Source organism: Streptomyces sp. P9(2023) (assembly GCF_032436795.1).
Classification (GTDB): domain Bacteria; phylum Actinomycetota; class Actinomycetes; order Streptomycetales; family Streptomycetaceae; genus Streptomyces.
This window is the reverse complement of the sequence record NZ_JAUPWM010000001.1, coordinates 340,568-356,191: the sequence shown is the minus strand read 5'-3', so window position 1 is coordinate 356,191 and position 15,624 is coordinate 340,568. Positions and strand designations below refer to the sequence as shown.

The window sequence follows — 15,624 nt, the reverse complement described above, 5'->3', positions numbered from 1 at the left end:
CCCGGGCTCCGCCCGGCACCCCGGATAGTGCCCGGGAACGAAACGCGAGGGCCGATGGCAGCGACACCTGGGAGTGGTGAGCTCACTCTGCTCGACGACGCGGACACCCGTGAGGAATCCGGAAAGCACGCCCGGTTCGCCGCCGGGCCCGCCGCCCCCGCGCGCACCCTGATCGACGTCTTCGAGGCCTCCGTCCAGGCGTACCCCGACGAGCTCGCCCTGGACGACGGCCGCGCCCAGCTGACGTACCGCGCGCTGGCCGGCGAGGTCGAGCGCCGACGGCGCGCCCTGGCGGCCGCCGGGGTGGGCCTCGGCGACCGGGTCGGCGTCCGCGTGCCCTCGGGGACGAACGAGCTCTACGTCGGGATCCTCGCCGTCCTCGCGGCGGGCGCCGCCTACGTGCCGGTCGACGCCGAGGACCCGGACGAGCGGGCCGAGCTGGTCTTCGGCGAGGCCGGCGTCCGCGCCGTCCTGGGCGCCGACCAGCGCGTCGACGTCACCGCGGGAGAACTCACCGGAAGCGCCGACGACCGCGCCCCCGCCGCGCGCCCCGGACCCGAGCAGGACGCCTGGATCATCTTCACCTCCGGTTCCACCGGCAAGCCCAAGGGCGTCGCCGTCACCCACCGCAGCGCCGCCGCCTTCGTGGACGCCGAGGCCGCCCTCTTCCTGGTCGAGGAGCCGATCGGCCCCAGTGACCGGGTCATGGCAGGCCTCTCGGTCGCCTTCGACGCCTCCTGCGAGGAGATGTGGCTGGCCTGGCGCTACGGCGCCTGCCTCGTGCCCGTCCCGCGCTCCCAGGTGCGCAGCGGTGCCGACCTCGGCCCCTGGCTGGTGGAGCAGGAGATCACCGTCGTCTCCACCGTGCCGACCCTGGCCGCGCTCTGGGAGCCCGAGACACTGGACGAGGTCCGGCTGCTGATCTTCGGTGGCGAGGCCTGTCCGCCGGAGCTGGCCCAGCGGCTGGTCACCGAGGGCCGCGAGGTCTGGAACACGTACGGCCCCACCGAGGCCACCGTCGTCGCCTGCGCCTCCCTCATGACCGGCGAGGAGCCCATCCGGATCGGCCTCCCGCTGAACGGCTGGGAGCTGGCCGTCGTCGACGAGTCGGGCGAGCCGGTGCCGATGGGCGGCAGCGGCCAGCTGGTCATCGGCGGCGTCGGCCTGGCCCGCTACCTCGACCCGGTGAAGGACGCAGAGAAGTACGCGCCGCTGGAATCCCTCGGCTGGGAGCGCGCCTACCGCAGCGGCGACCTCGTCCGCGCCGAAACGGAGGGCCTGGTCTTCCTCGGCCGCGGCGACGAGCAGATCAAGCTCGGCGGCCGGCGGATCGAGCTCGGCGAGGTCGACGCGGCCCTGCAGGCCCTGCCCGGCGTCGCCGGCGCGGCCGCCGCCGTCCGCACCGCGCGCAGCGGCAACCAGCTGCTGGTCGGCTACCTCGTCACCCAGGACGGCTGGGACCACTCGGCGGCCGTCGAGCGGCTGCGCGCCGAGCTGCCCGCCGCCCTCGTACCGCTCCTCGCGCCCGTCGCCGAGCTGCCGACCCGTACCTCGGGCAAGGTGGACCGGGACGCGCTGCCCTGGCCTCCCCCAGCTACCGCTGGGAGGGGCCCCCAGCCCGAGCTGGAGAAGACCGGCCCCGTCGAGCAGTTGTACGGCACCGAGGCCTGGCTCGCCGAGCAGTGGAACGAGACCCTCGGCACCACCGTCGCCGGCGCCACCGACGACTTCTTCGCCATCGGCGGCAACAGCCTCGCCGCCGCCCAGCTCACCACGCTGCTGCGCACCCGCTATCCGAGCGCCGCCGTCCTCGACATCTACCAGCAGCCCACCCTGCGCAAGCTGGCCCGGCGCCTGGAGAAGTCCGTCCAGGACGACGGCGCGGCCCGGACCGTCGCCCCGGTCCCGCTCCGGGCCAAGGTGACGCAGTCGATCCTGCTGCTCCCGCTCTTCACCGTCGTCGGCCTGCGCTGGACGGTGGCCCTGCTGGCCTTCAGCAACGTCCTGCACTGGTTCGGTCCCTACCCGTGGGCGCCGACCGCCTCCTGGTGGCTCGTCGCCGCCGGCGCCGCGCTGCTCTTCAGCCCGCCCGGCCGCCTCGCGATCGCGGCCGGCGGCGCACGGCTGCTGCTGCGCGGCGTGAAGGCGGGCCGCCACCCGCGCGGCGGCAGCGTCCACCTGCGGCTCTGGACGGCCGAACGGCTCGCCGAGTGCGTCGGCGCGACCGCGCTCACCGGCTCCTGGCTGGAACGTTACGCCCGGGCTCTCGGCGCCAAGGTCGGCCCCGACGTCGACCTGCACTCGTTGCCCCCGGTCACCGGCATGCTCAAGCTCGGCCGCGGCTGCGCCGTCGAGTCCGAGGTGGACCTCTCCGGGTACTGGCTCGACGGCGACCGGCTGGAGATCGGCCCGGTCAAGGTCGGCGCGGGCGCCGTGGTCGGCACCCGCAGCGTGCTGTTCCCCGGGGCCCGGGTCGCCAAGCGGGCCGAGGTGGCCCCCGGCTCCGCCGTCGTCGGCACCATCCCGACCGGCCAGCGCTGGGCCGGCGCCCCGGCCGGCAAGCTCGGCAAGGCCAAGCGCAACTGGCCCAAGGAACGGCCGCCGCGCGCGGTCCACTGGCGGGCCATATACGGAGCGACCGGCTTCTGCCTGACCGCGCTGCCCGTGCTCGCCGCCCTGCCCGCGCTGCTCGTCGTCAGCCGGTTCGTACCCGCCGGCGCCGGGCTCGCCGAGGCGCTGCGGGGCGCGCTGCTCGCCGTGGTCCCCGGCGCGCTCGCCTACGGGTTCGCGTACGCGGCCCTGGTCCTGGTCTCCGTACGGCTGCTCAGCCTCGGCCTGCGGACCGGAAGCCACCCGACCCATAGCCGGGTCGCCTGGCAGGCCTGGACGGTCACCCAGCTGATGGACCTGGCGCGGGAGACCCTCTTCCCGCTCTACGCCGGGCTCATCACCCCGGTGTGGCTGCGGCTGCTCGGCATGAAGATCGGCCGCGGCGCGGAGGTGTCCACGGTGCTCGCCCTGCCGAGCCTGACCACCGTCGGCGAAGGCGCGTTCCTCGCCGACGACACCCTCACCGCGCCGTACGAGCTGGGCGGCGGCTGGGTGCGGATCGGCCACTCCGAGATCGGCCGCCGGGCCTTCCTCGGCAACTCCGGCATGACCGCGCCGGGTCGTACGGTGCCCGACGACGGCCTCGTCGGGGTGCTCTCCGCGACCCCGAAGAAGGCCAAGAAGGGGAGCTCGTACCTGGGCCTGCCGCCGGTGAAGCTGCCGAGGTCCGCCGCCGACTCCGACCAGAGCCGTACGTACGACCCGCCCGCCCGGCTGCTCTGGGCGCGCGGCCTCGTGGAGCTGTGCCGGATCCTTCCCGTGTTCTGCTCCGCCGCGCTCGCCGTCCTGACCGTGGCGGCCTTCTGCGCCCTGATGGCGAGCGGTGTCGGTGTCGCGGGCGCCGCGCTGCTGTCCGGGGCGGTGCTGCTGGCCGCAGGTGTCGCCGCGTGTGTGGTCTCGGCCGCCGCGAAGTGGCTCCTCGTCGGCCGGCACCGGGCGGGCGAGCATCCGCTCTGGTGCGGCTTCGTCTGGCGTAACGAGCTCGCCGACACCTTCGTCGAGGTGCTGGCCGTGCCCTGGCTGATCGGCTCGGTGCCCGGTACCCCCGTGATGTCCCTGTGGCTGCGCGGGCTCGGGGCCCGGATCGGCAAGGGCGTGTGGTGCGAGAGCTACTGGCTGCCCGAGACCGACCTGGTGGTCCTCGGCGACGCGGTCAGCGTGAACCGGGGCTGCGTATTGCAGACCCACCTCTTCCACGACCGGATCTTGAGGACGGATACTGTGGTCCTCCGCGAGGGCGCCACCCTGGGCCCGGGCGGAATCGTCCTGCCGGGCAGTTCGGTCGGGGCCCGCAGCACACTGGGTCCCGCCTCGCTCGTGATGGCCGGGGAAACCGTCCCCGCCGACACCCGCTGGCTGGGCAATCCGATCGAGGCGTGGCGACCCTGAACGGGCGGTACGAGCACAGCACAGGGCAGGGAGCGGAAGCGGCAGTGAGCGGCCAGCAGACAACGGCGTCGGACCCGTACTTTCCGGCCAACGGCGACTCCCGGTACCGCGTGCACCGGTACGAACTGGGGCTGGAGTACCGTCCCGGCCCCAACCGGCTGGCCGGGACGGCCCGGCTCAGCGCGATAGTGGGCCGGGCCCCGCTCACCGAGTTCCAGCTGAACCTGGGCGAGTTCAAGGTCGGCCGGATCCTGGTGAACGGCCGGGCGCCGCACTACGCCCACCGCGGAGGCAAGCTCCGGGTCCGGCCGGCCAAGCCGCTGCCCGCCGGCGCCGCGTTCACCGTCGAGGTGCACTACGCGGGCAACCCCAAGCCGGTGCGCAGCCCCTGGGGCGGCCTCGGCTGGGAGGAGCTGACCGACGGCGCGCTGGTCGCCAGCCAGCCCGTCGGCGCGCCGTCCTGGTACCCCTGCAACGACCGGCCCGCCGACAAGGCCTCGTACCTGATCTCGGTCAACACCCCCTCCGCGTACACCGTGGTGGCGGGCGGCCGGCTGCTCACCCGTACGACCAGGGCCTCCACGACCACGTGGGTGTACGAGCAGCCGGCGCCGACCTCCAGCTACCTCGTCGGGCTCTCCATCGGCATGCACCAGACGGTGCTGCTCGGCGACCCCGGTCTCGGCGGTGTGCCGCAGACCGCCCACGTACCGGCGCACCTGCTGCCGAACTTCTCCCGGGACTTCGCCCGGCAGCCCGCGATGATGCAGCTGTTCGAGGAGCTGTTCGGGCCCTACCCCTTCGGCGAGTACGCGGTCGTCGTCGCCGACGAGGAGCTCGATGTCCCGGTGGAGGCGCAGGGCCTCTCCCTGTTCGGCACCAACCACGTGGACGGCGCGCGCGGCTCCGAGCGCCTGATCGCGCACGAACTGGCGCACCAGTGGTTCGGCAACAGCGTGACCATCGCCGACTGGCGGCACATCTGGCTGAACGAGGGCCTCGCCAAGTACGCCGAGTGGCTCTGGTCCGAGCGCTCGGGCGGCCGCACGGCGCACGAGATGGCCGCCACCGCGCACCGGCTGCTGACCACCCAGCCCCAGGACCTGAAGCTCGCCGACCCGGGCCGCAAGCTGATGTTCGACGACCGCCTGTACGAGCGCGGTGGCCTCGCCGTCCACGCTGTCCGCTGCGCCCTGGGCGACGGCGCGTTCTTCCGCATGCTGCGCGACTGGGCCACCGTGCACCGCCACGGCGTGGTCACCACGGCCGGCTTCACCGGGCACGCGACGGGCTACGCCAACGAGCCGCTGAACGACCTGTTCACGGCCTGGCTGTACGAGCCGGCCCTGCCGCCCCTGCCCACGCCGCACGGCGCCGCGCCGATCCCGGCCCGCCCGGGCTACCCCCCGATGAACGGGGGCGGCGGCCCGGCGATCAGGGGGACGGCTTCGGCCTAGCGCCTTCGTACATGCTCAGGGGCCGGTCAGGATGAAGAGGAGTTCTACCCGGCCCGGGGTCTGGGGCTTCGGGTCGTGGACGCGGTAGAGGAGGGTGATCGTGACCGCCGTGTCCGGGGTCGGGGCCGTCGTCAGGTGGCGGATCTCGGCGGACTGGACGGGGCCGGCGGTCGAGGTGGGGTGGCGGGGGTCGGTGGCGAGGAGGGCCAGGGCGTCGTGGACCGCGCGGCGGCCGGCGGGGGAGAGGTGCGCGAACTCGGCGTACAGCCGGCGGGGCACCTGGACCGCCCACTGGGTCACGCGGCGCCCTTGTCGAGTTCGGCCCACAGGTCGTCCGCGCTCATGAGCTCGGTCTCGCCGGCGAGCGACGCCCGGATAGCCTCCGTCACCTCGGGGCGGGTCCGCAGGGCGACGAGGTGGCGGGCGTGCGTGATGACCGCGGCCTGTTCGACGCCGAAGCGGGCCGCGTCGAACTTCGCGGTGAACGCGGTGAGTTCGACGGGGTCGACGACCGCCAGGGCGGCACGGAGCTCGGCGAGCGTCTGCGGGCCCTCGTGGGCCTCGATCCGGTACGGACTCGCGTACGCCGGCACCGGCGTCTCTCGGGGCGACGCGCTCATGACGGGGCCTCCTCGCTCTCGTACGGATTCCACGGTACGGCTCGCTTTCCCCCGGCGGGAGGGGGATGTCGCGCTCCACCACGTCCGACAGCCGGACAGCTCCTTAACAAGAATGTGACCGGTCGGTACCGTGCCGAACGCTGCGACTCGCACAGCAACAACGTGCAGCTGCAACAAGCTGCCACAGGGGGGAGAACGCCAAGAGTGGAAGCAGACTCCTATTTCCGGCGGAACGCGGTCGACGGTGAACTGCTGCGCCGCGTCTACGCCTGCGTCCTCGGCCAGCCCCTCGGGGACGTCATCGACGTCTCGGGGATCGCCGCGGAGCTCGATCTGCCGGTCATGGACACCCATACCGCACTTGCCGAACTGACCGAGATAGGGCTCCTGCGCACCCAGTCGGGCCGGGGCATCGTCGCGGTGTCGCCGGACGAGGCCGTCAGCCGGGTGGTCGGGCCGCTGGAGCTCGAACTGCAGGCACGGCGCGTGCACATCGAGGAGACCCGCCGTCGGCTCACGTCCTTCGCGCCCGTCTTCGACGCCAGCCTGACCCGGCAGGGCGACCGCAGGCAGGTCGACCTGATCGAGAGCCTCACCGACGTCCGGATGATCATCGCCGAACTCGCCGCGAAGTGCCGGGAGGAGATCCTGACGGCCCAACCGGGGGGCGGCCGTCGCGAGGAGGTGCTCGTCGAGGCGGCGCCGCGTGACTACGAGGCGCTGCGCAGAGGCGTCACGATGCGCATCCTCTACCAGCACACGGCGCGCTCCAGCCGGGGCACCCACGCCTACGTCGAGCAGGTGACCGGGCTCGGTGCCCATGTCCGCACGACCAACGACGAGTTCACCCGACTGCTGATCTTCGACCGGGAGTGCGCGGTGTTCGCGACGTCGGCCGACCCGAACGTCGCCGCGATCGTGCGGGATCCCAACGTGGTGGCCTTCATGGTCGACGCGTATCAGCGGCTCTGGCTGGCCGCCGAACCCTTCGTGGCGGACTCCGAGGCACAGCCCGAGATCACCGACGACCTGAAGGAGGCCATCGTCCGGCTGCTCACCGCCGGCATGACGGACGTGGCCGTCGCACGACGGCTCGGCATGTCCGTCCGCACCTGCCGGCGTCACGTCGCGGAGATCATGGCCACCATCGACGCCGAGAGCCGATTCCAGGCCGGCTATCTGCTGGCCCAGCGCGAGCATTCCGCGTAACTCCCCGGACGCGCCGGTGTCGTCGCGTCCCCCATTTCACCGACGCGCCAGTGTCGTCGCGTCGCCTATGCCGGTTTCTTCCGGTGGACATCATGCTGCCATGCAGCTTGATGCTCCCTGGAGATGCTCCCTGAACTCCCCCCGGCCTGGCACCTTGAGTGCAGGTCGACTCCCCGCTGCCGCAGCGTCGCGGCAGTCGCACGGAGTCGAGAAAGGCGAGGACGGAACAGGTGGGGGGAAAGGCTGTGAAGGGCTTTCAGAGGTCCGTTGTGCTGATGGGTGCGATCGCCGTGGCGATTCTCGGAGGCTGGGGGACGGCCGGTGCCGGGGGGCAGGCCGGCGCCTTGGACCGGGTCGTCGTCGCCGACGACGACACCGGCTGGGGATGAGTCCTTGTCGAAGCACGGGCTGAGCGGCCTCTACGAGAATCTGACGGAACACCCGGACCGTCGGATGAGATTTCTGTCCATCGACGGAAAGTTGGTAACCAAGACTTTCGCGGAGGTTCACGCAGACGTTATCCGGCTGATGGCCGAATTGCGTGCGAGCGGCCTCGGGTCCGGGGATCTCGTGGGAATCGCCGGACCGAACTCGTACGAATGGGTCGTCGGGGATCTCGCGCTGCTGGGACTGGAATGCGTCTCGGTCGCACTGCCGCTGGAGCGCCGGACCGACGCGGCGACCGTGGGGGAGCTCGCCGAGACGTACGGGCTCGCGGCCGTGCTGATCACGCGAGCGCTGCCGGTGGGATCCGAACTCCCCCGGGGAGTGGCGGTGTTGGAGGAGCGTCCGCTCGTCCTCGACAGGCGGAAGCAGTCGAGTGGTCGTCCGCCGCTCGCCGACGATGTCTTCTCCATCGCCTTCTCGTCCGGGACTTCGGGGAGCAAGAAGGGTCTCCTGATGTCCGGGAAGGGTGTCGAGAACACCATCCGGACCTCGGCGGAGGCCTGGCAGGTCTCGGGCGACGACAACGTGCTGATCGTCATGCCCTTCTCCAACTTCCAGCAGCGGTACCTGATGTACATGGCGGTACGGCACGGGGCGGACATCACCGTCGTGGCGCCGGAGCGCATGTTCCAGAAGCTCAGGGAGTTCGAGCCGACGATCATCCTCGGGCCTCCGTCGTTCTTCGAGGTCGCGTACCACCGCGTCACCTCGGGGAGCCTGAAGGACCGTCTGCCGTACGTCCTCGCCGGCGTACTGCAGGGCATCGCCCCCGGGTGGCTGAGCCGCGGACTGCGGGCACGGCTCGGCAGGAAGTGGCTGGGCATGTACGGCTCGCGGGTGCGGCTCATGCTCACCGGGTCGGCGCCGGTTCCGCCGCGGACCGTGCGGCTGTTCCAGCGGCTCGGGGCGCCGCTCTTCGAGGTGTACGGCTCGACGGAGATCGGGTGGATCGCCTTCAACCTGCCCGGCCGGCACCGGACCGCGAGCGCGGGGCGCCCCGTCGACCGGATCCAGGTGGAGATCGCCGCAGACAACGAGGTCCTGGTCCGCACGGAGTATCCGCAGTGCCTGGGTTACGTCTTCCAGGGCGAGGAGACCCAGGCCGCGGTCTTCCTGCCCGACGGCGTCGTCGCCACGGGTGACCTGGGCAGATTCGACCGGGCCGGCTTCCTGCGGCTCATCGGACGCAAGAAGAACATCATCGTCACGCGCAGCGGCGTCAAGATCAATCCGGAGGAACTGGAGCTGGCGGTGGAGAAGGGCTGCCGGGTCGCCAAGGCCATGGTCGCCGCTCCCGGGCAGGAGGGGTTGCTGACCTGTGTCGTCTGGCTGGACGACTGGCAGTCCTCCGAACGCACCGCAGAGGTGGAGACGTACATCGGCGAGTCGAACAAGAAGAGGGAGACCGCGCAGCGCATCTCTCGGGTCGTCTTCCGTCCCGAGGATGAACTGACGGTGGAGAACGGCCTGTTGACCAGGAACTTCAAGGTCGACAGAGACGCGGTCATGCGGCGGATCTTTGACGACGGCACTCGGGCGGGACGATGAACAGAGAGCATGTGAGCGACGACGACATCTGCCGGATCATCGCCGGCGCGCTACCCAAGCAGTCGGCCAGGAACGGTATTTCCCCGGACATGAGCCTGCGGGGTGATCTGGGCATCGACTCGCTGGGACTCATGAGCATCGTCTTCGTCCTGGAGGAGCAGGCCGGCATCGACGCCTTCAGCCGGGTCGAGGAGTTCGTCGGCGCCGAGTCCGTCTCCGACCTCATCGCGATCGTCCGGAAGAGCTGAGGTCCGCGACCATGAGCGACAAGCCCACGATCATCGACTTCCACAGCCACATCGCGTCCGAGATGTGCTTCCCGAAGTCGTTCCAGGACGGCGTCGTCGACAACATGACGGTGGCGCTGGCGAGCCGGGGTCTGCCCGTGACCCGGGACAAGGTCGCGCGGATGCACGGCGGCACGCTGACCGACCCGCTCTGCGACGAACTGGTCAGGCAGATGGACGAGGCCGGCATCTCCGAGTCCGTCCTCCTGCTGCCGGACTTCACGTACGCGCTCAAGGACAGCACGCACACCATCGAGGAGCTCATCGACCACCACAAGGCGGTCGTGGAGCGCCACCCGGGCCGCTTCCGGGTGCTGGTGGGCGTGGACCCGCGCTGGGGCGCGGACGGTCTGGCCCTGTTCGAGAAGGCGATCGTCGACTACCGCTTCGACGGCATGAAGCTGTATCCGCCGTGCGGTTACAAGCTCTCCGACGACCTGCTCTATCCGTACTACGAGATCTGCGCGCAGTACGCGCTGCCGGTCCTTTCCCACATCGGGGCCACATCTCCGGTGCTCGACTTCGAGATCGCCCAGCCGATCTACGTCGACAAGGCCGCAAGGGACTTCCCGGGAATCGACTTCGTCCTGGCGCACGGAAGTGTGCACTACCCGGACGAGGTCGCCATGTTGTGCAACAACCGGCCGAACGTCTACGTCGACGTCAGCGGATACGAGGCTTTCGGCGCCACGGCACTGAACACGCTGTTCCGCCGGGGGATCAACCACAAGATCCTCTTCGGCACCGACTGGCCGGTGTTCCGGCTGCAGGGCCGGCAGGAGAGCCTGGTCGGGAAGCTGTACAAGGAAGGCGCCTTCCCGGAGTCCATGTCCGAGGCGGACAAGGAACTCTTCTTCCACAAGAACGCCGCGCGGCTCCTCGCGAAGAACAAGCTGAAGACGCCCACGTCGACTCCGTCACCCGTGTCATCGAGAAAGGCCTGAACGTGACTGAAAGCACCACTGGGAAAGAGTTCCTCGGCCTCACCGAGGAGCAGCTCGAGTTCTTCCAGGAGAACGGCTTCGTCGGCCCGTTCGACCTGTACGCGGAGGACGAGGCTCCGATGCTGTGGAACCAGGCCATGATCGAGATGGTCACCTCCGAGAACAAGCCGCACAACTCGACGATCATCAACTACGACCGTCACCTCGACTGCAACACCCTCTCCCGGCACATCAGCCGCCCGGAGATCGTGCACAAGCTGCGCAGTCTGATCGGCGACGACGTCCTGTGCTGGAAGACGAACATCTTCCAGAAGGCGCCCGGCGAGGCCGGTACCGGCTGGCACCAGGTCGAGACCTTCGTCGTGGGCGAGACCACCACCACCTCCTCCCCCTCCCTGAAGTACACGGAGGAGAGCGAGAAGGTGACGCAGGAGCTCACCGTCTGGACCGCCTTCTCGCCCGCCGGCAAGGAGAACGGCTGCCTCCGCTACATCCCCGGCAGTCACAAGAAGTGGTACTACGACGAGAGCAAGCCGCTCACCCGTGATGTCGAGAGCAAGTCCCACGACTTCTTCGGGTACGACTACTCGGAGCTCAAGCTCGACAAGGACTGGGACCCGAACGACGAAGACATCGTCGACATGGAGATGAAGCCCGGCCAGTTCGTCATCTTCCTGGCCAAGTGCATTCATGGCTCCCTGCCGAACGTCAGCGACACCACCCGGCTGGGATTCGCCTCCCGCTATGTGTCGCCGTCCGTGAAGGTCTACGAGGACGTCGACAGCCTCAGCGAGTTCGGCGACACCATCAGCCTCGACTACCACGGCAGTGTCCTGGTGTCCGGCGAGGACAACTACGGGCACAACCGGATCCACGAGAAGAACCTGAACGGCTTCCCCTTCGAGAAGGTCGACATCGATGAGCGCTGACGCATACCGGAAGAAGTTCGCCGATTTCCTCCTGACACAGCCGATGGGTCAGGGCGTGAGCCACGAGGACGTCATGCGGGCGACCACCCGGGAAGAGCTCGGGATCAGTTCGCTGAACATCATTCTCGTGGTCGTGAACTACATCAAGGAACACAAGAACGACCAGGTTCCGATCAAGCCGGAATGGGTCTCCCGGCTGAGCGACATCGACGGAATCGCCTCCGTGCTGCGCGAGATCGATGAGACCGACCTCGCGCAGGCGCCGGCGTGACCGTCGACGCCTCCGGCAGTTCCCGCCCGGCGGCCGCCCCGGCCGCCGGGACCCGGGACCCCGCACAGCCCTCGACCGAAGGCCACGAGGGCGTGGTCATCGGCGCGTTCGCCCGCGCCTTCGGCGAACGGGAGCGGAAGCCGCAGGACATCCCGGACTTCGAGCGCCTGTGGAACGACCGTTCGCCCGACACCGATTTCACCGCGATGGGCTGCGGGACCTTCCGTACGATGACGCGCCCGATCGAGGAGTACGTGCGCGAGGCGGTAGGCGCGACCCTGCGGACCGGCTCCGTTCCGGCCGACCGCGTCGACCGGATCGTCTTCGCCACCAGCGACGCCCGACTCGGCTCGCTCGGGCCCGACTTCGCCGCGCGCGTGCTGGACGGCCTGGGACTCGTCCACTGCGTTCCGCAGGTGATCTCCTTCCAGCAGTGCTGCGGCTCCCTGACGGCGCTGGCGCAGGGCTGGGCCGAACTCCGCGACCCCGCGGTGCGGAACGTGGTCGTCGTCTCGCTCGACTTCACTCCCGAGGACGCCGACCGGGTCAGACCCTTCGCGCTCTTCAGCGACGCCGTCGTCAGCTGCCTGATCACCCGCGAGGCAGCCCTGGACGGCACCGGCCCGGTGCGCCTGCTGTCGTCGGCGGTCGGCCTCGACCACGCCGGACTGCTGGGCCAGGACTCCTTCCTGTCGCGCCAGAAGGTCGCCCAGGCCGCGTACGCCCGGGTCCTCGGCGAGGGACGACGGCTCGACGACGTCACCAAGGTGTTCCCCACCAACCTCTACGCACCGGTCACGCTCTTCAACACCACCATGGCGGGGGTGGACCGGGACCGGCTGCACTTCACCGACACGCTCGCCGCCTATGGCCATTGCGGCAATTCGGATTGGATGATCAACCTCGTCGACTATCACCAAGCCGTCGGCATCCGTGCGGGAGAGTTGTATCTGGCCCAGTCCTCGGCGCCAGGGTTCTTCGCCTGCGGACTGCTCGCCGGCGCCTGACCCCCCTCCTCCCAAGCAAAGGTGAGACGGATGAAGATTGCAGTGGACGACCTTTCCGGCCCCGAGATCGCCGCGTTCCTCGAAGCGCACGTCCTGGAGATGCGGTCCGTCACGCCACTGGAGAGCAAGCACGCCCTCGACCTCGACGGGCTGCGCAGGCCCGAGGTCACCTTCTGGTCGATGACCGACGACGGAACCCTCGTCGGATGCGGGGCCCTCAAGCGGCTCGACGCCGGCCACGCCGAGATCAAGTCGATGCGCACCGACCCGGCGCGCAAGCGCGGCGGAGTGGCGTCCCGGCTCCTCGACCACATCATCTCCGAGGCCAGGCAGGCGGGATACGAGCGGCTGAGCCTGGAGACCGGTTCGACCGAGTTCTTCGCACCCGCGCGGGCCCTGTACACGAAGTTCGGCTTCGAGCCCTGCGCGCCGTTCGCGGAGTACAAGGAAGACCCCAACAGCGCCTTCATGACGAGACTGCTCTAGCGGAGCCCCGCAGCGGGAACCCCGCTCGACACCCAAGGGGACGGTACGTGAAAGACATGGTGTACCCCTACGACAAAGGGTTGTACAGCCGGCTGTTTCTCAACTGCTTCCAGCGCCAGTCGTTGGTGATGCTCGCCGAACGCGGGGCGCCGGTGCCCCAGTTGCTGCACCGCTGCCTGGTCAGCACGGACGACATGCTGCGGCAGATCGTCCGGGAACAGCGTCCCAAGTACGCGTTCGACAGCGAGCTGCTCGCCCCCGACGACCTGGCCGGCATCGGGATCGTCGCCGAGGAGGTCGCCTTCGAGACCTACGCGGAGGCGCGGCGGCTGCTGCTCGACGTCGTGGCCGGGGAAGGCTCCGCCATCCTCGTCGGTGATGTCTTCTACTGGCCGCACTGCCCGGAGTACACCTCCAAGCACCTGGTCCACACGATCGTGCTCAAGGGCTTCGAGCCGGACACCGGACAGTGGTCGATCATCGACGACAACCCGGCGAGCGTCCTGTGCTCGTACGCGTACCCCGAGGACGTGATCGCGGCCGGCTTCGACAACAACGAGCTGCGCCGCGTCCGGTACTACACCACCACGTCCTTCGACGCCGACGAGGGCCGGGAGGCGGCCCGCCGGGCGTTCGCCGACCGGGTGGACCGGTACGAGGACAGCCACACCCTGCTGACCGGGGTCGGGGACCTCCTCGCCAGCCGCTGGATCGCCCCCGAGCGGGCCATCGCCGCCCTGCACGACGTGTTCTCGATCTATCAGGGGTCGCGGGCCGGCCTGGCCGCGTACATACGTGGCTCGGCCCCGTCCATACCCGGCTCGGCCGCCGAGCCGGAGGTCGCGGCGGTGTTGGACCGGATCGTGGCGCGGACGGCGGACGCACAGAACCAGCTGCTGCTCGGCAAGGTGACCGGCCTGCTGGACGTGGACCGGCTTTCGGCCCTCTGCCTCGGGCTGAAGACGGCGGAGACGGAGCTGCTGCACGGGCTGCGGGAGGTCACCCGCGCCCGGGAGGCGGCATGACGGAGACCCAGGTCGCGATCCTGCTCGTCGATCTCGCCCTGATCCTCGCGGTCTGCCGGGTCGCCGGCCGGCTCGCCCGGGCCCTCGGCCAGCCCGCGGTCATCGGCGAGATCGGCGCGGGGGTTCTGCTCGGCCCCACCCTCCTCGACGGAGCCGTCGCGGACACCCTCTTCCCGGTGGAGATCCGTCCCCACCTCGGAGTCCTGGCCAACCTCGGCCTGGTGCTCTTCATGTTCCTGGTGGGCCTGGAGTTCGACTTCGGCCGGCTCCGGGGAGCGGGCCGGATAGCCGGCGCCGCCGTCGCCGGTTCGACCCTGCTTCCGTTCGGCCTCGGGCTGCTGCTCGCCTGGTACCTCGTCGGTGACTACCAGCCGGTGAACAGTACGGCGTTCGCGCTCTTCATCGGGGTCGCCGTGTCGGTCACGGCCTTCCCGGTGCTCGCTCGCATCCTGGCCGACCGGGGCATGGGCGGCACGCTGCTGGGCACCCTGGCCCTCTCGACGGCGGCGATCTGCGACCTGGCCGCGTGGACGGCGCTCGTCGGCATCCAGGTGCTGGCCGGCACGGGCGGCCAGAGCCCGTGGAAGGTCCTGCTGGTCGTCCCGTACGTGCTCCTGCTCGTCTTCGGTGTCCGGCCCCTGCTACGGAAGGTCCTGGCCCGGAGGGGCCCGGACGGGAAGTCGGCGGGCCCGGACGGGAGTTCGGCGGGACCGGACCGGAAGTCGGCCGGGCCGGGGAGGTCGGCCGGGCCGCTCGTCATCGCGCTCACCGGCGCGCTGGTCTCCGCCGCGGTGACCCAGCTCCTCGGGCTGCACTTCGTGATCGGCGCCTTCCTCTTCGGCCTGGTGATGCCCCGGCAGGAGATACCGGGCCTGCGCGAGGACCTCGTGCGGCGCACCGAGCACACCACCGCGATCCTCCTGCCGGTGTACTTCGTCGTCGCGGGGCTCAAGGTCGACCTGTCCGGGATCGGGGCCGAGGGTCTGGTCCACCTCGGACTGATCCTGCTGGTGGCCACCACCGGCAAGTTCGGGGGCACATGGGTGGCCGCGCGCTCGCAGGGGCTGTCGTCCCGCAGCGCCGCCGTCCTGGCGAGTCTGATGAACACGAGGGGACTGACCGAGCTCATCGCGCTCGGCATCGGCCTGGAGGCCGGACTCATCGACGAGCGGCTCTTCTCGCTCTTCGTGGTCATGGCTGTGCTCACCACGGCGATGACCGGCCCGCTGCTCCGGTGGTTCGCCCGGCCGGACACCGCCGGCCCGGCCGAGCCGGAACCAGGCCCCGAACCCGGCCGCGCCGCCGTGTCCGCCTCGTCGGGGAGCACCCCCTAACAAGAATCGGTATGCCCGATTTATTGCTCTACCTCTCGCGTTCATCAAGCTGCCATGCAGC

14 protein-coding genes are annotated in these 15,624 nt (G+C 70.3%); 12 read left to right on the top strand and 2 right to left on the bottom strand.

Annotated features, from left to right (window positions below):
* Positions 1-54: 54 nt before the first annotated feature.
* Together Q5762_RS01615 and Q5762_RS01610 are read left to right on the top strand one after the other, a co-directional pair.
* Positions 55-3,999, top strand: a complete 3,945-nt coding sequence (locus Q5762_RS01615) for a Pls/PosA family non-ribosomal peptide synthetase (protein WP_315890050.1) — start codon at positions 55-57, stop codon at positions 3,997-3,999.
* A gap of 44 nt (positions 4,000-4,043) precedes the next feature.
* On the top strand, positions 4,044-5,456 hold the full coding sequence (locus Q5762_RS01610) for a M1 family metallopeptidase (protein ID WP_315890244.1): 1,413 nt from the start codon (positions 4,044-4,046) through the stop codon (positions 5,454-5,456).
* Between the two features lie 15 nt (positions 5,457-5,471).
* Here Q5762_RS01610 and Q5762_RS01605 read toward each other — a convergent pair whose 3' ends face one another.
* Together Q5762_RS01605 and Q5762_RS01600 are read right to left on the bottom strand one after the other, a co-directional pair.
* On the bottom strand, positions 5,472-5,756 hold the full coding sequence (locus Q5762_RS01605; protein ID WP_315890049.1) for a hypothetical protein: 285 nt from the start codon (positions 5,754-5,756) through the stop codon (positions 5,472-5,474).
* Positions 5,753-6,076, bottom strand: coding sequence for a hypothetical protein (locus tag Q5762_RS01600; RefSeq protein WP_315890048.1), 324 nt, complete (start codon positions 6,074-6,076; stop codon positions 5,753-5,755). The genes Q5762_RS01605 and Q5762_RS01600 overlap by 4 nt, the downstream gene beginning before the upstream one ends.
* 204 nt (positions 6,077-6,280) lie before the next feature.
* Here Q5762_RS01600 and Q5762_RS01595 point away from each other — a divergent pair, with 204 nt between their 5' ends.
* From Q5762_RS01595 to Q5762_RS01550, 10 genes are all read left to right on the top strand, one after another.
* Positions 6,281-7,285: a LuxR family transcriptional regulator gene (locus Q5762_RS01595; protein ID WP_315890047.1), complete on the top strand. Its 1,005-nt coding sequence runs from the start codon at positions 6,281-6,283 to the stop codon at positions 7,283-7,285.
* A gap of 393 nt (positions 7,286-7,678) precedes the next feature.
* Positions 7,679-9,280, top strand: a complete 1,602-nt coding sequence (locus tag Q5762_RS01590; RefSeq protein WP_315890046.1) for an AMP-binding protein — start codon at positions 7,679-7,681, stop codon at positions 9,278-9,280.
* A gap of 11 nt (positions 9,281-9,291) precedes the next feature.
* Positions 9,292-9,528 carry an acyl carrier protein gene (locus Q5762_RS01585; protein WP_315890045.1) on the top strand — a complete coding sequence of 79 codons (237 nt, stop codon included), beginning with the start codon at positions 9,292-9,294 and terminating at the stop codon, positions 9,526-9,528.
* Between the two features lie 11 nt (positions 9,529-9,539).
* The gene (locus tag Q5762_RS01580) at positions 9,540-10,511 is read left to right on the top strand and encodes an amidohydrolase family protein (protein ID WP_315890044.1); all 972 of its coding nucleotides are present in this window, start codon (positions 9,540-9,542) and stop codon (positions 10,509-10,511) included.
* 2 nt (positions 10,512-10,513) lie between these two features.
* Positions 10,514-11,440, top strand: coding sequence for a chlorinating enzyme (locus Q5762_RS01575; RefSeq protein WP_315890043.1), 927 nt, complete (start codon positions 10,514-10,516; stop codon positions 11,438-11,440).
* On the top strand, positions 11,430-11,711 hold the full coding sequence (locus tag Q5762_RS01570) for a hypothetical protein (protein WP_315890042.1): 282 nt from the start codon (positions 11,430-11,432) through the stop codon (positions 11,709-11,711). Before Q5762_RS01575 ends, Q5762_RS01570 begins: the two co-directional genes overlap by 11 nt.
* Positions 11,708-12,718: a hypothetical protein gene (locus Q5762_RS01565; RefSeq protein WP_315890041.1), complete on the top strand. Its 1,011-nt coding sequence runs from the start codon at positions 11,708-11,710 to the stop codon at positions 12,716-12,718. The genes Q5762_RS01570 and Q5762_RS01565 overlap by 4 nt, the downstream gene beginning before the upstream one ends.
* 30 nt (positions 12,719-12,748) lie before the next feature.
* A complete protein-coding gene (locus tag Q5762_RS01560) occupies positions 12,749-13,204 on the top strand; it encodes a GNAT family N-acetyltransferase (RefSeq protein ID WP_315890040.1) in 456 nt (151 codons plus the stop codon).
* Between the two features lie 47 nt (positions 13,205-13,251).
* Entirely contained in the window at positions 13,252-14,229 is a 978-nt protein-coding gene (locus Q5762_RS01555) for a hypothetical protein (protein ID WP_315890039.1), read from the top strand.
* Positions 14,226-15,563: a cation:proton antiporter gene (locus tag Q5762_RS01550; protein ID WP_315890038.1), complete on the top strand. Its 1,338-nt coding sequence runs from the start codon at positions 14,226-14,228 to the stop codon at positions 15,561-15,563. The genes Q5762_RS01555 and Q5762_RS01550 overlap by 4 nt, the downstream gene beginning before the upstream one ends.
* The last annotated feature ends 61 nt before the right edge of the window (positions 15,564-15,624 follow it).

Coding starts and splice junctions, on each gene's coding strand:
- Q5762_RS01600 (WP_315890048.1), bottom strand. CDS start 6,076: ATGAGCGCGTCGCCCCGAGAGACGCCGGTGCCGGCGTACGCGAGTCCG.
- Q5762_RS01560 (WP_315890040.1), top strand. CDS start 12,749: ATGAAGATTGCAGTGGACGACCTTTCCGGCCCCGAGATCGCCGCGTTC.
- Q5762_RS01550 (WP_315890038.1), top strand. CDS start 14,226: ATGACGGAGACCCAGGTCGCGATCCTGCTCGTCGATCTCGCCCTGATC.
- Q5762_RS01615 (WP_315890050.1), top strand. CDS start 55: ATGGCAGCGACACCTGGGAGTGGTGAGCTCACTCTGCTCGACGACGCG.
- Q5762_RS01570 (WP_315890042.1), top strand. CDS start 11,430: ATGAGCGCTGACGCATACCGGAAGAAGTTCGCCGATTTCCTCCTGACA.
- Q5762_RS01580 (WP_315890044.1), top strand. CDS start 9,540: ATGAGCGACAAGCCCACGATCATCGACTTCCACAGCCACATCGCGTCC.